Below are 21,288 nucleotides of genomic sequence, written 5' to 3'. Positions count from 1 at the left end.
GGCAGCCGAGAGAGTGTCAGTCGCTCAACATGAGTTGTCAGCTTTTGCCAATAAGACATTTAAGCCACTCCTAAGCGTGCTCTTACTACTTGTTCGCAAGCATCTATATTCGTGGTGTCTTTCGGAATAATTAACACAGTGTCATTGCCGCCAACCGTACCGATAATCTCGGTATGTGGGTCGATATCAACCAATCTTGCGACCAACTGTGCGCAACCAGGGTTTGTTTTTACGATCACCATTGCTTGGTTGTGAGTAATTAATTCGATTTGTGATGAGATTGACGCATCGACACGTACCGGTGCGCTTTCTACGGTGATGCAGTAAACCTTTTTGCCACAGGCGTTCTGGATTTTGACAACACCGAGTTGTGACAAAATACGAGACACAGTCGACTGGCTAATGCCTGTATAACCAATGTCGACGAGTTTCTCTCGCAGCTGGTTCTGGGTCGAGAAGCTTTGCTGTTGTAGTAAGCGTTTGCACGCTGCGGTCAGTGTTTTATCTTCAGCTGAATACAAGCAACCGTGCTCAGTGATTTGGTTCATGAACAACTCCTTAAGGTCAACGTGTTGATATCGCTTGTCCATAGCGCAGAACGCACTCCCAAAGCCGTAGAGTACGATTGTTAATTAGGGCTTACCGATGAATCCCGAAATAAATAGGAAGGGTATGCGTGATGTATGATCTTCTATTCATCCAGTCTACCACTAAAGAATAGTTATCTTTTTGAAGGTGATCACCAAACAAAATTCTGGTTATTTGCTTTTTTTGTGGAGTTTTATTCTTTAGGTAAGTGGATATTTATTCCGGGTTAGGAATAAATATCCATGTAGTTTGAGCGGTTTCTTTTACGAAGGTAAGAGCGCTAAGGGCTAGCGGATTTCACTCATGATCTCGCGGGAGAATACTTTTTCACAATAGTGACATTTTAGTTGGACGTTTTCGTGTTTTAGCTGCACTTTAAAGCTACTTTCAACGGGTTCACCGTGCGAAATACAGTTGCTATTCGGGCAAGAGTACACACTGTTGATTTGGTCTGGCAGTACTAATGTTAGCTTATTAACCACCTTGTACTCTTCAATCTGATTTACCGTCGCTTGCGGCGCATACAGAGCCAATTGGTTGGCTTGTTCCTTGGTCAGAAAGATGTTCTCAATCTTGATCAGATCTTTATGACCAAGCGCAGATGATGGCAGATTCAATCCCATGGTGATGCGTTGTTCTGTTTTGTGTAGCTTAAACAGTTTAAGGATTTTGATACCAAGATGAGCAGGGATGTGGTCAATCACGCTGCCGTTACGGATCGCTTCTACTTGTAGCTGAGTTTGTTTAACCATGACTGTTTCTCCTGCTTATAAAGTGTCGTTAAGAACTAGGGCCAATAGGGCTTCGCGAGCGTATACACCGTTTTCAGCTTGTTCAAAGTAATAAGCGTGTGGCGTTTTATCTACGTCGGTTGTGATTTCATCGACGCGTGGTAATGGGTGAAGCACCTTCATGTTCTGGCGTGCATCTTTCAAGGTATCGGCCGTTAGAATGTAAGCCGACTTCATGTGCGCGTATTCTGACGCATCAAAGCGCTCTTTCTGTACGCGAGTCATGTACAGGACGTCCAATTCAGGCACCACTTCTTCAATGCTGCTGTGGGTGCTGTATTGGATGCCCATCTCTTCCAATTCTTCACAGATGTAATCAGGCATCGCTAACACTTCTGGCGCGATAAAGAAGAAACGCACGTTATTGAATTTTGATAGTGCTTGCGTCAAAGAGTGTACGGTACGGCCATATTTTAGGTCGCCGACGAAAGCCACATTGAGGTTATCGAGCGTGCCTTGCGTTTCGTAAATCGAGAACAGATCCAATAAGGTTTGCGTTGGGTGTTGGTTTGCACCGTCGCCACCATTCACAATTGGCACACCGTTAGAAAATTCAGACGCTAAGCGCGCCGCGCCTTCTTGTGGGTGACGCATCACAAAGGCATCCACGTAAGATGAAATCACTTGAACGGAATCGGCAAGTGTTTCGCCTTTTTTCGCCAGCGATGTGTTGCCGCCATTATCAAAGCCGATGACTGTGCCGCCAAGGCGTTGAACTGCGGTTTCAAATGAGAGGCGAGTTCGAGTTGAAGGCTCAAAGAAGCAGCTCGCAACGACTTTATTTTTCAGCAGCTCAGGGTTTGGTTCTGCTTTGAGTCTTGCTGCAGTATCGACGATAAGCTCCAGTTCATCACGAGATAGCTCTGGAATGGAGATGATGTGCTTGTTAAATAACGAATGCGCCATAACGGGTCTTCCTTTTTCTATGCATACAGTCAAATTGCGGACAAAAAAAAGCCCCCTAAAAATAGGAGGCTTCGAAATGATCAATAGAGCAAAATAAAAATGACACCAACGCCGTTCTAAGGCGTATTGGCTGACAATCATGTGCGAAAAAATTGCGGTTCATTTTTTGCTCTCTTAAGACAAATTGCGGAGGATTATACTCAGATAAAAAGGCCATGCAATACTTTCTGTAAAGTATTCATTTAATGGATTTTTATGCGAGATTACGTCCATTTTGAACTCCCATTTAAGTCTTTGTTGGGGCTAAGACTTACAGGGTTTTCCAGGAAATTATCTCTTCAACCGCATGAAAAAAAATGCGAGTTTTATTCAAGGTCAAAATCCCAAGAACGCCACCCGCATTTCCCTGTCATTGCACTTAACTTATCAACGTATTTCGAACAAGTGAGTGCCTAGCTTCTTAATTTTTAACGTCTTAACTGTTTAGTTTCTTAGTTTCTTAGTTTCTTAGGTAATTAGCTGCCTAATGTCGCAACCATTACTGCTTTGATGGTGTGCATGCGGTTTTCTGCTTCATCGAACACGATAGAGTATTCAGACTCAACCACTTCATCCGTCACTTCTACGCCATCTTTAAGCTGCGGATATTCAGCAGCAAGCTGTTTGCCGACAGTTGTATCTTCGCCGTGGAAAGCAGGTAGGCAGTGCATGAATTTCACATGTGGGTTGCCTGTTGCTTTGATCATGTCCATGTTGACTTGGTAAGGCATCATTAGGTTGATACGCTCAGCCCATGCTTCTTTCGCTTCGCCCATTGATACCCAAACGTCGGTGTATAGGAAGTCACAACCTTGCACGCCTTCTTGAACATCTTCTGTTAGCGTGATTTTGCCGCCAGTGTGTTCTGCGATTTCACGACATTGAGCTAATAGCTCTTCTTCTGGCCAGAACTGCTTTGGAGCAACAAGGCGAATGTCCATGCCCATTTTCGCAGCGCCAACCATTAGAGAGTTACCCATGTTGTTGCGAGCATCACCTAGGTAAGCAAACTTGATTTCATGCAGTTGCTTGCCACGGCCGTATTCCGTCATAGTTAGGAAGTCAGCTAGGATTTGTGTTGGGTGGAATTCGTCAGTCAGGCCATTCCATACAGGAACGCCAGCGTAAGCGCCTAGCTCTTCAACGATCTCTTGACCGAAGCCGCGGTATTCAATGCCATCGTACATACGGCCTAGAACGCGAGCGGTGTCTTTCATTGATTCTTTGTGGCCAATTTGAGAGCCAGATGGGCCTAAGTAAGAAACTCGAGCACCTTGGTCGAATGCTGCTACTTCGAATGCACAGCGAGTACGAGTTGAGGTTTTTTCAAAGATAAGCGCAATGTTTTTGCCAGTCAGTGTTGGCTGTTCGTAACCGTTGTACTTCGCTTTTTTTAGCTCCATAGAAAGATCTAACAAGTGTTGAATTTCGCGTGGAGTGAAATCTAGTAGTTTTAGGAAGTTACGATTGCGTAGGTTAAAAGCCATGATGTATTCCTTCTTAGATTTAGGCGCTTCCTTGTTACAGGGAAATAAAATTCAAGAAAGCGCGATTCAATTTTTAGTTAAAGTTGTTCGGTTTTGTTTGTTTCGTTTAATCTGTTTTCGCAAGCTTTAAAAGCTCTCAAGGTTTAAGGCTCTCAAGATGATAAAGCTCGCTAGTGCATTAACCTTTGGTGATATTGGTGCCCGCTTGGCCTTGCAGGATTTGCAAACCATCTTCGAGTGCGCCGATACCCACTACTTTGCCGCCTTGCTGAATGAACTCGCACGATGCTTCGATTTTTGGCCCCATTGAGCCTGCATCAAATGTAAACTTCGCCAATTCACTTGGTGTAGTACTGCGCAGTGCGTGTTGAGTCGGTTTGCCCCAATCAAGATAAACAGCGTCAGCATCGGTCAGAATAAGTAGTGCATCCGCATCCAATTGTTTCGCCAAGAAAGCCGCTGACATGTCTTTGTCGATAACCGCTTCAACGCCGACTAATTTGCCATTTTCTTTTTTCACTGGGATGCCACCACCGCCAGTACAAATTACGAGGTGACCTGCATCGATAAGTTGAGTGATCGCTTCGTGTTCAACAATGCCAGTAGGGCGTGGGCTTGGCACTACTCGACGGAAATGTTGACCGTCTGGTTTTACGATCCAGTGGAATTTCTCCGCTAACTCACGCGCTTCTGCTTCTTCGTAGATCGGGCCAATTGGCTTAGTTGGATCTGCGAATGCAGGATCGTTTGGATCAACGGTCATTTGCGTCAACATGCATGAGATGTTGCGGTCAGGCAGGTAGTTTTTGAACTCTTGCATCAGCATGTAGCCGATCATGCCTTGAGTCTCACTGCCCAATACATCCAATGGATACGGGTTTACTTTTTTGTACTCCAAACCTTGCAGAGCAAGTAAGCCAACTTGTGGACCATTACCGTGCACTAGAACCACGTTGTACACTTTCGCGATTTCAGAGATGGTTTTAACAGCCGTTTCAATATTACGGCGTTGAACATCGGCTTCTAACGGCTCACCGCGACGAAGTAGGGCATTACCGCCGAGTGCAACAACAACAGTTTGCTTAGTCATAATTGTGTTCTCTCATTTTGGCCAAGTTGAGATTATTTAAGATCGTTCAACTTGGCCGTTTCGTCTTAGTGATTAGATACCATCACGCTCAATTGGGCAGCTCATGCAGCGTGCACCACCGCGACCGCGACCAAGTTCGTCTCCTGGAATCGGAAGAACCGTGATGCCTGCTTTGTCGTATTTTTCGTTGGTGTATGTGTTGCCTTCGTAGCCAATAACGACGCCAGGTTTAACCGTTAGAACGTTGTTTGCATCGTTCCACTGCTCACGTTCTGCATGGAAGTTGTCGCCACCCGTTGTGATTAGGTTTAGCTTGTCTACGCCAAGTGCTTTTTCGATAGCTGTTACGAAGTAGCCTTCTTCTTTCACTTTTACTGCGCCTGACTCATCGCCAGTTAGGTTCCAGCACTGCACGTCTTTACTTACCACTTCAGGGTAAACAGAGAACGTATCTTCGTTCATGTGAGTCATCACGGTGTCTAAGTGCATGCAAGAACGGTGTTTTGGTAGCTGCATTGCGATAACTTGTGTCGCTTGACCGTGTTTGAATAGGCTAGACGCTAAGTGTTCAACACCTTGTGCTGTTGTACGCTCAGACATACCGATAAGAACCGCGCCACGGCCGAGAACAAGAACGTCACCACCTTCGATTGTTGAGTTGTCGTAGTTGATGTTTTCTTCATCACCGAAGTATTTAATGAAGTCTTCGCCTGCGAATGTTGGGTGCCAGCGGTAAATAGCGCGAACGTGGTTTGTTTCACGTTGACGAGCAGGTTTCGCCATCGGGTTGATAGATACGCCACCGTATACCCAGCAAGATGTGTCACGAGTAAATAGGTGGTTTGGTAGAGGTTCGATAATGAAGTCAGTTGGTGCGTGCATGCCTTGCATCATTGAAGATGATTTCATTGGCATTTCAGCGTAAGACAGACCGCCCGTTAGGATTTTTGCTAGCTCTAAGTTTGGTAAGTCGCCCAAGTAGCAGCGCACATCATTGGCGAATGTTTTACCCAAACGGTAATCAGATACCTGGCAGCTTAGTAGCCAGTCTTTCGCTTCTGGCACTGCTAGTGTGTCTGCTAGTAGGTCAGTAAGAAGAAGAACTTCAACACCCTGATCACGTAGCGTTTTAGTAAATGCGTCATGCTCTTTACCTGCGCGCTCAACAGCCAGTACGTCATCAAATAGTAAATCGTGACAGTTAGAGGGTGTTAGGTGAGTCAGTGCGCGTCTTGGGCGGTGAACTAGAACGCGGCGCAATTGACCTATTTCAGAACCTACATAGAACTTACTCATGATCGTCTCTCTCTTATATATTTGAATTACTTTTATCGCTAAGAGTAATTATTTATTTTCAGTGGAGAATAATGAATTATTTTATTCATATCTCTTGTCTGGAATTAATATTACGCCTGCTAGTCAGGTATTCTTAGAGATCTATCACAAATCGTTTTTTATCCCGCAGCCCTTTAAAATTAAGGGTTTTAACAAACTTTATGCACTTTTAGCCATGACGATTACATTCTAAATAGTTAGCTGTTAGGGAACTTTATGCACGATTTTTTGATGAACCTTCCTAGAATCAAAATTGTTAGGGATTATATGCATAATAGTTTTATTGATAAGAATGTACTTAGCTTGGAAGTATGCAAAGTTTCTATTTAGATATTTAATTTTGGATGTGAAATTAATTATTTATTAACAAAATAAATGCGAATAAAGCTGTTGTGGTCACACTTTATAATTGGTTTTTTTAAGCCAGTTTTCTATAAAAATAGCTTTTGTTTCCCCTTTGGTTATTACAAGGTGAATAACTTTAAATATAATTAACGTTAATAAATGACTAAATATCTTTATAAACATAATGGAGAGGAATGGATTATTTTTTATTAGCCTTAACATCAATATTAAAACGTTGATTTACGCTTTGTCGAAGGTGTCCTTGGATTGTTTAAGGTTGGCTGATGAGGTTGGCTATAGAGAGGCTTAAAATAGAGTGTGTGCAGCTCGTGAGGTTGTTTTGGGGACTGGCTCTGAGGGAGATAGCAATAAAAAAGCCGCTAAGAAAGCGGCTTTGAACGAGAAGGTGGTGTGTAGGTTTTAGATAAGCGCACCAATACTTAGTACAACGATGCAGAACACCATCAAGATTCCGATTAATGGCATCACCCATTTAACCCAGCGCACGTAAGGGACACGAGCAATCGCCAAGCCGCCCATTACCACTGCAGAGGTTGGAGTGATTAAGTTGACCAAGCCAGATGCTGATTGGTAAGCGGTGATAACAAGGTCACGACCTACGCCAGCAAAATCGGCTAATGGCGCCATGATTGGCATAGTCAGCACTGCTAGACCAGAGGTCGAAGGTACTAAGAATGACAGTAGAATTTCTAAGAAGAACATCACGTTAATGAAGACAACTGAAGAAAGGCCAGTCACCATTTGTTCTGCTGAGAAAAGAATAGTGTCGGTGATCATACCGCGGTCCATTACGACTACGATACCACGTGCGATACCTATGATAAGCGCAACGCCTAGTAGGTCTCGAGCACCGTCAATGAAGCTAGTTGTGAACTCTTCCTCGCTCATGCGAGACACAATACCGACAATAATAGTCGCTGCTAAGAACATCGCGGAGATCTCTGCCATCCACCATCCAGCAACGGATACACCGTAAATCATCACAGCGAAAGAGCCACCAAAAATGGCTAGGATCAGTTTACGAGTCGCGGTGAACTCCAGTTTTTCACCACTTGCGTTGCCAAGGAAGTGCGCTTTGTTCTCTTCGTATTTGTCGTAAACAATCGATGTTGTTGGATCGGCTTGTACCATTCTTGCGTAGCGCATGACGTAGGCGACACAGATACCCCAACCAATAATCAGCATTCCAATACGCAGCGCTATACCGTCGGTAAATGGAATACCAGAGGCGTTGGCAGCAATAACGGTCGCGAATGGGTTAATGGTAGAGCCTAGCACCCCAATCCCTGCGCCAAGCAATACCGTCGCAGCCGCAACTAGAGGGTCAAAGCGAGCTGCCATCATTACTGGTACTAGTAATGTATAGAATGGCAGTGATTCTTCCGCCATGCCGTAGACAGTACCACCGGCGGCAAACAGTGCCATCAGTATTGGTATCATCAACTCTTCTCGCCCTTCTAAGCGGGCGGTAACGCGCTCGATACCAGCATCAATGGCACCTGTTTTGGTTACTAGTCCTAAGAAGCCACCAATGATTAAGATGAACAGCGAAACGTCGATAGCCGCTGCTTCATAGCTATTGTGGTCGTAGAAGCCATCAATAGGCGCTAGCAGTACATCAATCACGCCTTGAGGGTTACCTTCTACCGCTTGATAGGTTCCGGTTACGGGGACTTCTCGGCCTAGCTCTTCATTCATTGCACGGTCGTATTGGCCTGCTGGAACAATCCAGGTAAGCAGCGCGACGAACGCAATCAGAATAAATAGAATGGTGTAGGCAGAAGGAAATTTAAAGTTGGCAAAGAAGCCGCCCTTTTTTTTCTCGCTTGGTATCGTTTGAGTTGTCATGGCTATCTCCTTACATCATCTTAAATAGAAGTGATGTGAATTAGCGACTAATGATTTATAGATTGTAAATACACGGACGCTTATAAAGCACTCAACGATATAAAATTGCTGACTTTAAATTAAGGTTGTTTTTATATTTACCAATCCAAATGAAGTTAGATTTAATTTAGCTGCGGTTATTTTATTCCTTACGTCAGTATTTAAGTTTGGTGCTGTTCACAAAAATAATGGCTAATGAAAGGGCTGAAAAATGGCAGAAAATTGGCAAGGTTTTTTGGTTAGTTAGCTTGGATTAATATTCGATGGGGATGACGGTAAATCAAAGGGAGATTGACTGGGTAGGCATTCCTAATTAATGGCCTGAATAATCCTGGAATTTTATTCAAACTTTATTTTTAATTGGTTTTTGAATTTTATAACGGTTATTTGACGTGTATCAAATAACACATTGAGCAGAAAACAAAAAAGGAAGCCGAAGCTTCCTTTTTTAGTTTAGAACATTAGTGATTACTAGATGAATAGGCCGCCAAATGCGAAGCCGAGTGCAACCGCTGTACTGATTGTTACCACACCAGGAATGAAGAATGGGTGATTAAATACGTACTTACCAATACGCGTTGAGCCTGTGTCATCCATCTCAACCGCTGCCAGTAGCGTAGGGTAAGTTGGAAGTACGAACAGTGCACTTACTGCAGCAAAAGAAGCCACGGCTGTTAGTGGTGCTACGCCAATCGCTAGAGCTGCAGGCATTAGTGCAACTGTTGTTGCGCCTTGAGAGTAAAGCAGCATAGAAGCGAAGAACAAAACAAGAGCCAGCATCCATGGGTAGTCAGCCAGTAGAGCACCTGCTACGTCTTTGATCTCAGCAACGTGTGCGTTTACAAACGTTGAACCTAACCAAGCTACACCAAGTACACAAACACACGCTGTCATACCAGAGCGGAATGTTGGCGCTGAAGAAATCTTCGCAGCATCAATCTTAGTGAACATCACGATAGCCGCTGCTGCTGCTAGCATCACAGACATGATCGCTTCGTTACGACCAAGCGCTGGGTTTTCAATTAGGCCAACAGAGCTAGAGATAGCCGCTGCGTAGCAAACCACGAAACCAATCGCTGCTAGGAAGATGTACGTTGCTCTCTTCGCTGTTGGTAGAATTTCACGTTTCTCTTCTGTCGCCAGTTTGATTAGACCTTTCTCTAGACGTTCTTGGTAAACAGGATCGTCTTTCAGTTCGCTACCCATGTAGTTAGCAACAACCGCACCAACCATACAAGCGATGAAGGTTGTTGGGATACAAACCATCAATAGCGTTAGGTAATCAACACCAAAGGGTGCCAGCATTGCTGCGAAAGCGACAACGGCAGCCGAGATTGGCGAAGCTGTGATAGCAATTTGAGAGGCGACAACTGCGATAGACAGTGGACGAGAAGGACGAACACCTTGGCCTTTCGCTACTTCTGCGATTACAGGAAGCGTAGAGAATGCTGTGTGACCAGTACCGGCCATTAGTGTCATTACAAAGGTCACAATCGGCGCGTAAAAGGTGATGCGTTCAGGGTGTTTACGCAAAAAGTTTTCTGCAATTTGTACCAACCAGTCCATACCGCCCGCAACCTGCATAGCAGCAATTGCGGTGATAACCGACATGATGATCAAGATTACGTCGATCGGGATGAAAGACTGGCTTGTCGGAACGCCAAGAATCAGTGAAAGGGCAATAACACCAGCACCACCGGCAAAACCAATACCGATACCGCCAATTCTGGCCCCCAAAAAGATAAAGAGCAGGACGACAAATAGTTCTACTGCAATCATAAGTAACACCTCATTTTAGATTTTATTATGTGAACATTCGCCGCTGGAATGTTCACATAATAGTTCTATGGTTTAGATTCTATTTCGCAAAAGTGCAACCAATAGAAATCCACAAAATTAACATGGTTAACCGTATTGGAGCCTAAAAAAGGGCTCCCTTTGGAGCCCTTTTTCGCTAACGTTATTCGTAGCGTTTTGCTTTATACTGAGGATGCATCAAATTTTCAACAGAGAAAATGTCATCAAGTTCTTCTTCGGTTAATAACCCGCGCTCTAGAACCACATCACGAACACTTTTACCTGTTTCTGCACAGATCTTACCAACAACATCACCCTCGTGGTGGCCAATGTATGGGTTTAGGTAAGTGACGATACCGATAGAGTTAAATACGTGAGATTCACACACTTCTTTGTTCACAGTAATGCCGTCTACACACTTGTCGCGTAGGTTCACACATGCGTTTGTTAGAATGTCTAGAGACTCAAACATGCTTTGTGCGATAACAGGTTCCATTACGTTCAGTTGAAGCTGACCGCCTTCTGCTGCGAAAGAAACCGTGTTGTCGTTACCTAGAACTTTAAAGCAAACTTGGTTTACTACTTCAGGCACTACTGGGTTTACTTTAGCTGGCATGATTGAAGAGCCTGCTTGCAGTTCAGGTAGGTTTAGTTCGTTAAAGCCAGTGCGTGGGCCTGAAGAAAGAAGACGTAAGTCGTTACAAATCTTAGACAGTTTAACCGCTAGGCGCTTAAGTGCACCGTGCGTCATTACGTATGCGCCACAGTCAGATGTTGCTTCGATAAGATCTTCAGCCGCTACACACTCTAAGCCCGTTACTTCTGCTAGGTGCTTAACTGCTAGGCCTTGGTAACCCGGAGCTGCGTTCAGACCAGTACCGATAGCTGTTGCGCCTAGGTTAACTTCAAGCAGTAGTTTTGAAGTGTATTCTAGGTTTTTGATTTCTTCGTTGATGGTTACAGCCCAAGCGTGGAACTCTTGGCCAACCGTCATAGGCACAGCATCTTGAAGTTGAGTACGACCCATTTTCAAAATTGTGTTGAATTCTTGGCTCTTAAGCTCAAATGCACCTTTTAGGTATTCGATAGCATCGATCAGTTTACGAACGCTGTTGTAAACAGAGATACGGAAACCTGTAGGGTAAGCACAGTTAGTTGATTGGCTGCGGTTTACATGGTCATTTGGGTTGATGAACTCATATTGGCCTTTTTCTTTGCCCATAAGTTCAAGAGCCACGTTTGCCACTACTTCGTTAGCATTCATGTTTACAGAAGTACCAGCACCACCTTGGAATACATCCGATGGGAACTGATCCATGCACTTACCAGTGTCTAGAATGAGGTCACAAGCTTCGATGATGTATTTAGCTACTTCGCTTGGGATTACACCTAACTCTTTGTTTGCTAAAGCCGCTGCTTTTTTTGTCATCACCATACCGCGAACGAATTCAGGTACATCTGAGATCGTTACATTTGAGATGTTGAAGTTTTCAACTGCGCGTAGAGTGTGGATGCCGTAGTAAGCATCAGCCGGAACATGACGTTGACCTAGTAGATCTTCTTCGAGACGAGTAGCTTGAGGAGCTTCAACTTGAGCTTCTGATAGATTAGCCATAACAGGATCCTTAGAGAATTATTCTGATTATATAGTTAGTTATTAGCCTATTCTGTGTGCAAATACTCCGTTCGCTAGAATATTGGGCTGATAAATCCGTCCTGACTTATGTGGCACATGATACTGTACTTAGCGCATAAAAATATTAAGTTGATCACCTTTTTCGGTTTTGTTTCGTCAATATTTTGCAAAGTTATTCTCGGTCAATAAACACGCTTATTTACAGGATAAATTTGAGATTGATAGGGCTTTCAGCGTAAACTGGATGTAACAAAGGAGGGCGTGTGTTTCCTATCTTATTATTACTATTTATCTTCGTACCCATCATTGAGATTGGGCTATTTATTCAAGTTGGTGGCTTCTTAGGATTGTGGCCAACTATTGCGTTGGTTTTGATTACTGCATTTGTTGGTGCATCGCTTGTTCGTAGCCAAGGCATTCAAACACTTATGTCTGTGCAAGGTCGATTACAACAAGGCGAAATGCCAGCACAACAGATTCTTGAAGGCGTGATGCTTGCGGTTGCTGGTGTATTGCTGCTGACTCCTGGCTTTATGACGGACGCACTCGGTATGTTGGTATTGCTACCAGCACCAAGAGCGATGATTGCTAAGAAAATGATGGAAAAAATGGTGGTGACCAATATGTCTGGCGGTTTCCATGCGGGTGGACAGGCTGGTTTTGGTCAGAGCCCATTTGGACAAGACCCATTCAATCGCGACCCATCAGACCAATCAAAAGACGGCAACACCTTTGAGGGTGAATTTGAGAAGAAAGACGATGACAACGATCGTAACCGCTTAAACTAATCCGTTTTTTCTCTTCTTTGTTTTTATCTCTTCTTTATATAGAGGGAAAAACAGAAAAGGCTTTTACCTTTATCCTTCGCAAGAAAGTGATAATGGTAAGAGCCTTTTTTATTGCTAGCAGGGGGGGAGCGTTCGGTTATACCGCGCCTTCAAAGCCCATTTGTCGCCACGCTTCGAATGCAATAATAGCAACCGCGTTAGATAGGTTGAGGCTACGCGCATCTGGCATCATTGGAATACGAATGCGTTGTTCCATTGGCATGCTTTCGATGAACTCTGCAGGCAGGCCACGTGTCTCAGGGCCAAACATCAACACATCACCTTGTTGGAATTTCGCATCCACGTGGTGACCTGTGGTCTTTGTCGTGCAAGCAAAGATGCGGAAGTCACCCTCGCGTTCATTCTCTAGATACTCAAGAAAGGCTTCTAGGTTCTTGTGACGCTTAACACGCGCTAGGTCGTGGTAATCCAAGCCAGCACGACGAACTTTCTTCTCTTCAAAATCAAAGCCAAGCGGCTCAATCAGGTGCAGGTTTGCGCCGCAGTTAGCACATAGGCGGATGATGTTACCCGTATTGGGCGCAATTTCAGGTTCGTATAGAGCGATATCAAACATGTTGGTTCACAAGAATAATCAAAGATAGCCAGAGTATACGGTGGCAAGCTGAGTGAGTACAGTTCACCACCATTGGCTTACGCTTTATTCGCGAGTGCTTGTGCGTAGTTTTCAGAAACCGCATTCCAATTCACCACGTTCCACCATGCGTTGATGTAATCAGGGCGACGGTTTTGGTAGCTGATGTAGTAGGCGTGTTCCCAGACATCCAGTGCAAGAATCGGCTCACCGTTGCTGGCGATGGTATCCATCCACGGGTTGTCTTGGTTTGAGGTCGAGATGATTTTCAATTGTCCTTCTTCTACTACCAACCAAGCAAAGCCTGAACCGAAGGTATTGATTGCCGCTTGAGCGAACTGATCTTGGAACGTCTCGAAATCTCCGAAAGTACTTTGGATCGCGTCGCCAAGTTTACCTGCTGGTTCACCCCCGCCATCTTGAGCCATGCAGTTCCAATATAAAATATGGTTGTAGTAACCGCCGCCATTGTTGCGAACGGCAGGGCTGTGCTGAGAGATGTTAGCGAAGATCTCGGTCAGAGATTGCTGCTCAAGTTCACTGCCAGAAATCGCCGCAACAAACTTATCGTAGTAGGTTCTATGGTGCTTGCTGTAGTGCACTTCCATCGTCTTAGCGTCAATGTAAGGTTCTAGGGCGTCGTAGGCGTAGGGTAGAGCAGGAAAAGAGTGTGACATGGTAAATCCTCCTTAATTAGAGGACTTACCATAATGATAATGGAAATCATTATCAACTGTGATCTTTGTAGGGGTATTACACTGGCAGGATAGGCAGGGTGATTTTGAGTTGTAATCCACCGAGCTGGCTACGGCTTGCAGTGATGGTTCCGCTGTGTTGACGAATCGCACTCTCTGTAATGGTTAGGCCAAGCCCTGTGCCGCCAGAGTTACGATCTCGCGCCGTTGAAACTCGGTAGAAAGGTCTAAAGATAGAATCCAGTTCGTCATCAGGCACACCATCGCCATTATCATTGACGCAAATCGTCAGCCGATCTTGGACAACATCGAATTGCACATCGACTTGGTCTTTACCGTAGTAGATAGCATTGCGCGTAATATTGTCCAAGGCACTCATCAGTAGCTTAGGGTTACCCGAAATAGAACGGTCTGGGATCTCTGAAAACGTCAGTAATTTACCCATCTGTTCAGCTTCAAATTCTGCATCTTTTAAAATCTCTTCCCATAAGCTCGAAATAGGCTGAACCTCACGAGTAATATGGCTGTCGACCTGCATGCGTGATAGCGTCAGTAGCTCACTGATCATTTGCTCTAATCGCTGAGCTTCCATATCAATACGTTCTAACTCTTGGCTCTCACCCTGTTTACGAATCGCAAGAGCATTGGCCATGCGAAGACGTGTCAGTGGCGAGCGGAGCTCGTGTGAGATATCAGAGAGCAGGCGTTGTTGCCCCGAAATCATCTGGTTTACCGCTTCTACCATCTGGTTAAAGCTTTCACCAGCTTGTCTGAACTCTGAAGTACCTTTTTCGAGTGTTGGATCGACCTCGAATTGACCTTTCGCCACGCGTTGTGCCGCGCGTTCTAGCCTGCGAGCGGGTTGACTCAGTGCCCAAGCTAGCCAAAGCAATAGCGGGGTACTCGCCAGCATAACCGCAAGCAGTAACTGCAGAGGTCTATCAAACAGGCGTAACAAGAACGGAGGTGGTTGAGTCCACTTTATTCCGGCGTACATCAACAACTCTTCACCCGCGAGTTTGATGGGTACAGGACCTGCCACCATGTAGTGTCCGTACAGTTTTTGTTTAGGCACTTCAGGGTTATCTATCGAGGTAACAAAGTTGCGAATCGCTTTAAGTTTGTAGTCTGAATGCCTTTTCGAGGTAAGGACTGCGCCCTCAAGATCGGTCAGATAGATGCGAGCGCGAGAATCCTTGCGGCTGCGTGGTGCCTCAAGTTGGAAGACAATCTTGCCCAGATTTGGTTCTTTGGCGTAGCGTTTCTCTGTGATTTTAGCGATACGCTCGAGTTTATCGAGATGATCGGCAGGCACATCGCGCGCGACTCGAGGGTCTAAATGGGGAAGTGACAGCACCGACAAAAGCACCAGTAACATGGTGAACCAAAAGATAGCAAAGATACGTCCATATAAGCTGGTGATTTTAGGTATACGCATTAATCTTCCTCTACCAATAAGTAGCCACGGCCTCGTAAGGTTTTGATGCGTGATTTACCGTCACTGCGTTCTGGAATTTTTTTACGCAGGTTGGATATGTGCATGTCTATCGCACGGTCAAATGCTGCAAGCCTTTTACCCAGAACATCCAAACTCAACGCTTCCTTGGTGATCACTTGCCCTGGGTTCTGGATTAGGTGACTCAGCAAAGCGAACTCGGTGGTGGTAAGATCGATAAGCTGGCCATTACAATAAGCTTCTTGTTTACCTGGAAATACTTCAATGTCTTGATATTGAATCTTATCACTGGCTGCTTTAGGAGCGGTGTTGATCTGCGTTCTACGTAAGATGGCACGAATACGAGCGAGCAGCTCTCGGTCACTGAAAGGCTTTGGCAAGTAATCATCTGCGCCAAGCTCAAGGCCAATAACACGGTCGATCTCTTCACCTTTAGCTGTCAGCATCAGTACTGGCGTTTCCCAATTTTCTCTTAGTTTCTTTAGCGTTTCCATACCGTTAAGGCGCGGCATCATCACGTCCAAAAGAATCAAATCTATCTCATCATTGATAGCTTCCAACCCCGCATAGCCGTCGTTGGCTTCGGAAACAGTGAATCCCTCAAAGCTCAGTATGTCTTTAAGTAAGCCGGTTAGCTCGGTGTCGTCATCAATAAGAAGAATGTTCGCCATTGGGAAGCCTTAATCAGTTGTTTATAGGTTAATAATACTGCTAATTATTCGTCAACTTTCACTCTTTACGATTCTTTACGCTTTCTAAACGTCGCTTTACGAGGGAAAGACTAATCTATATCTAAGCGCTGAAAACAAACGCAACACATGACTGATTATACCGAATTGAGGCAAAAATTATGAAAATGACTAAGAAACTTGTACTAGTAGCTGCGGCACTTCCACTTATGTTAGGTACAGCAAGCGCGTTCGCATATGGCGGTGGCGATAAAGGTGACCACAAAGGCATGCACGGCAAGTGTGGCGGCTTTGACAAAAAAGTGATGCGTCAACTGGATCTGACGGATGCTCAAAAAGCAGAGCTAAAAGAGATGCGTGAAGCGAACCGTGCTGAGATGAAAGCAAAGCATTCAGGTAATAAAGCGGACAAGATGGCGCAGATGAAAGCGCACCACGAGAAAGTTCAAGATTTAGTTCTAGCCGATACCTTTGATGAAGCGGCGGCAAACGACCTAGCAAGCCAAATGGTAGAGAAGCAAACAGAGCGTCGTTTAACCATGCTGAAGAAGCAACATCAAATGATGAGCGTACTAACACCTGAACAGAAGACTCAACTGAAAGAAATCCAGCAAGATCGCATGGCTAAATGTGCGGACAAAATGGAAAAACGCATGAACAAAGACAAGTAATTCATGGTTTGAAAAAGCTGGATTGATTGAAAGTGTTTAGAAAGAAGCGGCCTAGTGCCGCTTTTTTTGATCTTTAAAATGAATGTATTAGATCCTAGCTGTCATATTCAAGCGGTGTTTTGCGGGTTATACTTTGTGCTATCAGTCACTTTATAGCCAATTTATGAAACAAGAATACGCACGTTTAGTTACGCTCGCCGCTTGGGCTGCCACCATCATTGCCTCCATATTATTGGTTGTGAAGGTTGCAGCGTGGTGGGTGACAGGCTCAGTCAGTTTATTAGCTTCTGTTGTTGACTCACTGTTGGATATCGCCGCTTCTGTCGTCAACCTTGTGGTGGTTCGTTACTCTCTGCAGCCAGCTGATAAAGAACATACCTTTGGTCATGGCAAGGCCGAATCTCTTGCTGCATTAGCACAAGCGATGTTTATTTCTGGTTCAGCTTGTTTCCTTATTCTTAACGGTATTGAACGTTTCTTCCGACCGCATGAGCTGAACTCTCCTGAAATTGGTATTTATGTCAGCTTGTTCGCAATGGTCATGACCTTCGGTTTGGTTCGATTCCAAAAGCATGTTGTGAGCAAAACGGGTAGCCAAGCCATTGCGGCTGACTCACTGCATTATCAATCTGACCTCTATATGAATGCGGCGATTATGCTGGCGCTAGCACTGAGCTGGTTTGGTATCGGTCAAGCGGACTCGGTATTCGCGATTGGTATCGGCATCTACATTCTTTACAGTGCTTACCAAATGGCGATGGAAGCGGTGCAATCTCTACTTGATCACAAGCTACCCGATGAAGAGCTCAAGCAAATTAAAGAGGCATCGTTGAGTGTGGAAGGGGTACTGGGTGTACATCAACTAAGAACGCGCCGTTCTGGGCCTGTTCGTTTCATTCAATTGCATTTAGAACTCGAAGATAATATCCCACTGATTGAAGCACACCGCATTTCTGACGAAGTAGAGGACAAGCTTATTTCAGTGTTCCCTGATGCTGATGTATTAATTCATCAAGATCCATATTCGGTCGTATTTGGCCCAGAGAAGCAGCAGAAATTTCACTCATGGTAATGCGTCTAAAAATTAGGCAGCAAATGGCAAGTGAATGGCTTTTGAACTAAAGTGAGTAAAAATTGCTAACTCAAAGGTGATTCAAAAATCACCTTAGTAACAATTAATGTTGATTCTGATGTGAATCAACAAAGTTATTGAGTAAAACTGTAATACTCTTACAGAAGTAGAAATGTTACATAATTTTACGTGATTTAAGTGCTATTCCTGTTGAGGAAATGTAACATAACGTACAAATATAGATTTAAAATCTTGTTGATATACAATCAGCAAGAACAAGAATTGAATAATAGATTCCCAAAAATCGAGGGTGAGCATGATTAAGAAGATCGGTGTTTTGACCAGTGGTGGTGACGCTCCAGGCATGAACGCAGCAGTTCGCGGTGTAGTTCGTACTGCGCTATCAGTTGGCATTGAAGTTTACGGCATTTACGACGGCTACCAAGGCCTTGTGGAAGACCGTATCGAAAAGCTTGACCGTTCAAGCGTATCTGACGTGATCAACCGTGGTGGTACTTTCTTAGGTTCTGCACGTTTCCCTGAGTTCAAAGACGTGGCTGTTCGTGAGAAAGGCATCGAGAACCTTAAGAAGCACGGTATCGAAGCACTTGTTGTTATCGGTGGTGACGGTTCTTACATGGGTGCTAAGAAACTGACTGAGATGGGTTACCCATGTATCGGTCTTCCAGGCACAATCGATAATGATATCGCGGGTACTGATTACACTATCGGTTACCTAACTGCGCTTAACACTGTTATCGATTCAATCGACCGTCTACGTGATACGTCTTCTTCTCACCAACGTATTTCTATTGTTGAAATCATGGGCCGTCACTGTGGTGACCTTACGCTTATGTCAGCAATCGCGGGTGGTTGTGAGTACATCATTACACCTGAGACTGGCCTAGATAAAGATCAGCTAATCAGCAATATCCAAGATGGTATTGCGAAAGGCAAGAAGCACGCAATTATCGCTCTAACTGAACTAATGATGGACGCGAACGAATTGGCTAAAGAGATTGAAACGGCAACAGGTCGTGAGACTCGCGCAACCGTTCTTGGTCACATTCAACGTGGTGGTCGTCCTACTGCATTTGACCGTGTACTGGCTTCTCGTATGGGCAACTACGCTGTTCACCTTCTTCAAGAAGGTCAAGGTGGTCGTTGTGTTGGTATCGAGAAAGAAGCTCTTGTTCACCACGATATCATCGACTGTATCGAGAACATGCAGAACCCAGACCGTTCTGAGTTGTTCCGCGTTGCAGAAGAGTTATTCTAAGCCAAGCTTAGCGTTCGCTTAAAAAATATTAAAAACCGCTGATTGTTCAGCGGTTTTTTTGTGCCTGTCGTTTGAGTTTTTACAAACGGCAGGCACAAAAAAGGCCAACCTAAGTTGACCTTTCATCTAATCTAAACGGTGAAGTTTAAATTAAGCTTTTGCTTCAGCTGCTGCTTTAGCGATAGCTGCGAAGCTTTTCGCGTCAAGTGCTGCGCCGCCAACTAGAGCACCATCGATGTCTGGTTGTGCGAAGTAAGCTGCTGCGTTTTCTGGCTTAACAGAACCGCCGTATTGGATAACAACTTTCTTAGCAACGTCTTCAGATTTCTCTGCGATGTGTGCACGGATTTGAGCGTGGATGCGTTGTGCATCTTCAGCTGTAGCTGCTTTACCAGTACCGATAGCCCAGATTGGTTCGTAAGCGATGATAGCGCCTTCAAGAGCTTCAACACCTTGAGTGTTGATAACAGCGTCAAGTTGACGAGCACATACAGCAACAGTTTCGCCTGCTTCGTTTTGTGCTTCAGATTCACCGATACAAAGAACTGGAGTTAGGCCGTTCTCTTTTAGGAATGCGAATTTCTTAGCAACGAATTCGTCAGACTCAGCGTGGTATTCACGACGCTCAGAGTGACCGATGATGATGTGAGATGCGCCGAACTCTTTAAGCATTGCTGGAGACATGTCGCCAGTGAATGCACCGCTGTTGTTTAGGTCAGAGTTTTGAGCACCTAGGATGATAGCGCTGCCCGCTTCAGTAAGCGTACGCTCAGCAAGATCAACGAAAAGTGCTGGTGGAGCAACTGCTACGTCTACGCCTGTTACGCCTTCAAGTTCAGCGTTAAGACCGTTTAGTAGATCAACAACCATTTCTTTGCTGCCGTTTAGTTTCCAGTTACCCATAACTACAGGATGACGCATAGGAATATCTCCAAAGTATTTAAATAAATCGAATGTAAAAAAGTAAACTTTATTACGAAATAATATAACAGAATAATATCAACAGATCATGACTGTGGTCATGACTTTCTTGGATCTTACTCAATGGTCAGAGTAGATTTTGAGCAAATATCAGTGATCCGGCAGACAGAATAATAGCTAACTTCTCGGATTTTTCATCGTTAGTTGCTATTAAGGGACAAACGATTGCGTTAACAATAGGAAGTAATAATGCCGAATCTAGTTCTAGAGTACTCAAATTCAGTGGATGAGCGAGTGAATATCCAAGGTTTACTGGAAGACCTTCATCAAGTTACATTAAACTGTGGTTTGTTTGATGTACCTTCTGTGAAGTCTCGTTCACTACGCTGTCATAACTGGTTGGTCGGTGATGAAGAGGACAATGTAGATTTTGTTCATATTAGCTTCGAGTTACTTTCTGGACGTACTGAAGAACAGAAAAGAGAATTGTCGCGTTTGTTAATGCAAACCTTACAAGAACAGGCAAGCCATATCCGTAGCCTAACGGTCAACATACGGGATATGGATAAAAGTTGCTTTCAGAAAGTGATTAACTAGCTAAAAATAATCAACTAACTAAAAGTGATTCACTAACTATTTGCTGCTAACTTTTTGGTAGCGTATTAATTTTTGAGTGTTTTAAGATGTCGATGAAAGATTTACTGCTCTCTTTCAAAGGGAGAATTGGTCGTAAGACTTACTGGATTTGGAATATTTTCTACTACATAGCGATTACTGGTTTTGCTTCTGGTATCTCTGTGTTGTTCCCTGCTTACTCTTACATCCTACTGCCAGTATTCCTATTGCTGCTAGTGATCCCAGATCTTGCGGTCACCGCTAAGCGCTGGCACGACCGCAATAAGTCGAATTACTGGTTACTACTAAATGTGCCCCTAGTACTGGGTCGTTTGGCTTCGCCAATGGCAGCGACTACCACTGAGCCGGTATCGCCAATCCATATGGTTGCGACCGTTGCAGCGTTAGTGTGTGGCTTATGGATTCTGATTGAGTGTGGTTTGTTGAAAGGCACAGAAGGCCGTAATGATTACGGTGAAGATCCAGTTTAAAGATTGGATGATTCATCAGTAAAAAGGGAGCATTGCGCTAATGCCGATCAGTTAA

At 44.5% G+C, this 21,288-nt stretch carries 20 protein-coding genes; 6 read left to right on the top strand and 14 right to left on the bottom strand.

Annotation, left to right across the window (positions count from 1 at the left end; all coding sequences use genetic code 11):
- Positions 1-59: 59 nt before the first annotated feature.
- The 9 genes from AB4589_RS19545 to aspA all read right to left on the bottom strand — a co-directional run bounded on the left by AB4589_RS19545 (position 60) and on the right by aspA (position 11,901).
- Positions 60-548 (bottom strand): arginine repressor, encoded by a 489-nt coding sequence (locus tag AB4589_RS19545; RefSeq protein WP_009844705.1) that lies wholly within the window; start codon positions 546-548, stop codon positions 60-62.
- A gap of 327 nt (positions 549-875) precedes the next feature.
- Positions 876-1,340, bottom strand: coding sequence for an aspartate carbamoyltransferase regulatory subunit (gene pyrI, locus AB4589_RS19540; RefSeq protein ID WP_009844706.1), 465 nt, complete (start codon positions 1,338-1,340; stop codon positions 876-878).
- 15 nt (positions 1,341-1,355) lie between these two features.
- Positions 1,356-2,285, bottom strand: coding sequence for an aspartate carbamoyltransferase (gene pyrB / locus AB4589_RS19535; RefSeq protein ID WP_004729720.1), 930 nt, complete (start codon positions 2,283-2,285; stop codon positions 1,356-1,358).
- Between the two features lie 515 nt (positions 2,286-2,800).
- Positions 2,801-3,811, bottom strand: coding sequence for an ornithine carbamoyltransferase (locus tag AB4589_RS19530; protein WP_009844707.1), 1,011 nt, complete (start codon positions 3,809-3,811; stop codon positions 2,801-2,803).
- Positions 3,812-3,989: 178 nt separating this feature from the next.
- Entirely contained in the window at positions 3,990-4,901 is a 912-nt protein-coding gene (arcC, locus tag AB4589_RS19525; protein ID WP_009844708.1) for a carbamate kinase, read from the bottom strand.
- 72 nt (positions 4,902-4,973) lie between these two features.
- Positions 4,974-6,197: an arginine deiminase gene (gene arcA, locus AB4589_RS19520; RefSeq protein ID WP_009844709.1), complete on the bottom strand. Its 1,224-nt coding sequence runs from the start codon at positions 6,195-6,197 to the stop codon at positions 4,974-4,976.
- Between the two features lie 804 nt (positions 6,198-7,001).
- Entirely contained in the window at positions 7,002-8,450 is a 1,449-nt protein-coding gene (locus AB4589_RS19515; protein ID WP_012604975.1) for a YfcC family protein, read from the bottom strand.
- A 510-nt stretch (positions 8,451-8,960) separates the two neighbouring features.
- Complete coding sequence (locus AB4589_RS19510) at positions 8,961-10,268, bottom strand: anaerobic C4-dicarboxylate transporter (RefSeq protein WP_009844713.1); 1,308 nt, start codon at positions 10,266-10,268, stop codon at positions 8,961-8,963.
- Positions 10,269-10,449: 181 nt separating this feature from the next.
- A complete protein-coding gene (gene aspA / locus AB4589_RS19505; RefSeq protein WP_009844714.1) occupies positions 10,450-11,901 on the bottom strand; it encodes an aspartate ammonia-lyase in 1,452 nt (483 codons plus the stop codon).
- 284 nt (positions 11,902-12,185) lie between these two features.
- Here aspA and AB4589_RS19500 point away from each other — a divergent pair, with 284 nt between their 5' ends.
- A complete protein-coding gene (locus AB4589_RS19500) occupies positions 12,186-12,710 on the top strand; it encodes an FxsA family protein (protein ID WP_012604974.1) in 525 nt (174 codons plus the stop codon).
- A gap of 136 nt (positions 12,711-12,846) precedes the next feature.
- Here AB4589_RS19500 and trmL read toward each other — a convergent pair whose 3' ends face one another.
- From trmL to AB4589_RS19480, 4 genes are all read right to left on the bottom strand, one after another.
- Complete coding sequence (gene trmL, locus AB4589_RS19495) at positions 12,847-13,326, bottom strand: tRNA (uridine(34)/cytosine(34)/5-carboxymethylaminomethyluridine(34)-2'-O)-methyltransferase TrmL (RefSeq protein WP_009844716.1); 480 nt, start codon at positions 13,324-13,326, stop codon at positions 12,847-12,849.
- Positions 13,327-13,403: 77 nt separating this feature from the next.
- The gene (locus AB4589_RS19490) at positions 13,404-14,021 is read right to left on the bottom strand and encodes a superoxide dismutase (RefSeq protein WP_012604973.1); all 618 of its coding nucleotides are present in this window, start codon (positions 14,019-14,021) and stop codon (positions 13,404-13,406) included.
- Between the two features lie 76 nt (positions 14,022-14,097).
- Positions 14,098-15,477 (bottom strand): envelope stress sensor histidine kinase CpxA, encoded by a 1,380-nt coding sequence (gene cpxA / locus AB4589_RS19485; protein WP_372101540.1) that lies wholly within the window; start codon positions 15,475-15,477, stop codon positions 14,098-14,100.
- Positions 15,477-16,166: a response regulator gene (locus AB4589_RS19480; RefSeq protein ID WP_009844719.1), complete on the bottom strand. Its 690-nt coding sequence runs from the start codon at positions 16,164-16,166 to the stop codon at positions 15,477-15,479. Before AB4589_RS19480 ends, cpxA begins: the two co-directional genes overlap by 1 nt.
- Positions 16,167-16,345: 179 nt before the next feature.
- Here AB4589_RS19480 and AB4589_RS19475 point away from each other — a divergent pair, with 179 nt between their 5' ends.
- From AB4589_RS19475 to pfkA, 3 genes are all read left to right on the top strand, one after another.
- Positions 16,346-16,855: a CpxP family protein gene (locus AB4589_RS19475; protein ID WP_012604971.1), complete on the top strand. Its 510-nt coding sequence runs from the start codon at positions 16,346-16,348 to the stop codon at positions 16,853-16,855.
- A gap of 163 nt (positions 16,856-17,018) precedes the next feature.
- Positions 17,019-17,927 carry a CDF family cation-efflux transporter FieF gene (gene fieF, locus AB4589_RS19470; RefSeq protein WP_009848870.1) on the top strand — a complete coding sequence of 303 codons (909 nt, stop codon included), beginning with the start codon at positions 17,019-17,021 and terminating at the stop codon, positions 17,925-17,927.
- Positions 17,928-18,243: 316 nt separating this feature from the next.
- A complete protein-coding gene (gene pfkA, locus AB4589_RS19465; RefSeq protein ID WP_009848871.1) occupies positions 18,244-19,206 on the top strand; it encodes a 6-phosphofructokinase in 963 nt (320 codons plus the stop codon).
- Positions 19,207-19,356: 150 nt separating this feature from the next.
- On the opposite strand, the gene tpiA is transcribed toward pfkA, so the two are convergent.
- Positions 19,357-20,127, bottom strand: a complete 771-nt coding sequence (tpiA, locus tag AB4589_RS19460) for a triose-phosphate isomerase (RefSeq protein WP_012604968.1) — start codon at positions 20,125-20,127, stop codon at positions 19,357-19,359.
- 249 nt (positions 20,128-20,376) lie between these two features.
- On the opposite strand from tpiA, the gene AB4589_RS19455 reads away from it, so the two are divergent.
- Both AB4589_RS19455 and AB4589_RS19450 read left to right on the top strand, forming a co-directional pair.
- Entirely contained in the window at positions 20,377-20,724 is a 348-nt protein-coding gene (locus tag AB4589_RS19455) for a 5-carboxymethyl-2-hydroxymuconate Delta-isomerase (protein ID WP_004729703.1), read from the top strand.
- An 86-nt stretch (positions 20,725-20,810) separates the two neighbouring features.
- Positions 20,811-21,233, top strand: a complete 423-nt coding sequence (locus AB4589_RS19450) for a DUF805 domain-containing protein (RefSeq protein WP_009848873.1) — start codon at positions 20,811-20,813, stop codon at positions 21,231-21,233.
- The last annotated feature ends 55 nt before the right edge of the window (positions 21,234-21,288 follow it).

It is taken from the genome of Vibrio sp. 10N.222.49.A3, from assembly GCF_041475145.1.
GTDB lineage: Bacteria > Pseudomonadota > Gammaproteobacteria > Enterobacterales > Vibrionaceae > Vibrio > Vibrio tasmaniensis_A.
This window is presented reverse-complemented; position numbering and strand designations above follow the sequence as displayed.

Excerpts from the sequence above, each read along its gene's own strand:
- AB4589_RS19545 (WP_009844705.1), bottom strand. The coding sequence starts at position 548 with ATGAACCAAATCACTGAGCACGGTTGCTTGTATTCAGCTGAAGATAAA.
- pyrI (WP_009844706.1), bottom strand. The coding sequence starts at position 1,340 with ATGGTTAAACAAACTCAGCTACAAGTAGAAGCGATCCGTAACGGCAGC.
- pyrB (WP_004729720.1), bottom strand. The coding sequence starts at position 2,285 with ATGGCGCATTCGTTATTTAACAAGCACATCATCTCCATTCCAGAGCTA.
- AB4589_RS19530 (WP_009844707.1), bottom strand. The coding sequence starts at position 3,811 with ATGGCTTTTAACCTACGCAATCGTAACTTCCTAAAACTACTAGATTTC.
- arcC (WP_009844708.1), bottom strand. The coding sequence starts at position 4,901 with ATGACTAAGCAAACTGTTGTTGTTGCACTCGGCGGTAATGCCCTACTT.
- arcA (WP_009844709.1), bottom strand. The coding sequence starts at position 6,197 with ATGAGTAAGTTCTATGTAGGTTCTGAAATAGGTCAATTGCGCCGCGTT.
- AB4589_RS19515 (WP_012604975.1), bottom strand. The coding sequence starts at position 8,450 with ATGACAACTCAAACGATACCAAGCGAGAAAAAAAAGGGCGGCTTCTTT.
- AB4589_RS19510 (WP_009844713.1), bottom strand. The coding sequence starts at position 10,268 with ATGATTGCAGTAGAACTATTTGTCGTCCTGCTCTTTATCTTTTTGGGG.
- aspA (WP_009844714.1), bottom strand. The coding sequence starts at position 11,901 with ATGGCTAATCTATCAGAAGCTCAAGTTGAAGCTCCTCAAGCTACTCGT.
- trmL (WP_009844716.1), bottom strand. The coding sequence starts at position 13,326 with ATGTTTGATATCGCTCTATACGAACCTGAAATTGCGCCCAATACGGGT.
- AB4589_RS19490 (WP_012604973.1), bottom strand. The coding sequence starts at position 14,021 with ATGTCACACTCTTTTCCTGCTCTACCCTACGCCTACGACGCCCTAGAA.
- cpxA (WP_372101540.1), bottom strand. The coding sequence starts at position 15,477 with ATGCGTATACCTAAAATCACCAGCTTATATGGACGTATCTTTGCTATC.
- AB4589_RS19480 (WP_009844719.1), bottom strand. The coding sequence starts at position 16,166 with ATGGCGAACATTCTTCTTATTGATGACGACACCGAGCTAACCGGCTTA.
- AB4589_RS19475 (WP_012604971.1), top strand. The coding sequence starts at position 16,346 with ATGAAAATGACTAAGAAACTTGTACTAGTAGCTGCGGCACTTCCACTT.
- fieF (WP_009848870.1), top strand. The coding sequence starts at position 17,019 with ATGAAACAAGAATACGCACGTTTAGTTACGCTCGCCGCTTGGGCTGCC.
- pfkA (WP_009848871.1), top strand. The coding sequence starts at position 18,244 with ATGATTAAGAAGATCGGTGTTTTGACCAGTGGTGGTGACGCTCCAGGC.
- tpiA (WP_012604968.1), bottom strand. The coding sequence starts at position 20,127 with ATGCGTCATCCTGTAGTTATGGGTAACTGGAAACTAAACGGCAGCAAA.
- AB4589_RS19455 (WP_004729703.1), top strand. The coding sequence starts at position 20,377 with ATGCCGAATCTAGTTCTAGAGTACTCAAATTCAGTGGATGAGCGAGTG.
- AB4589_RS19450 (WP_009848873.1), top strand. The coding sequence starts at position 20,811 with ATGTCGATGAAAGATTTACTGCTCTCTTTCAAAGGGAGAATTGGTCGT.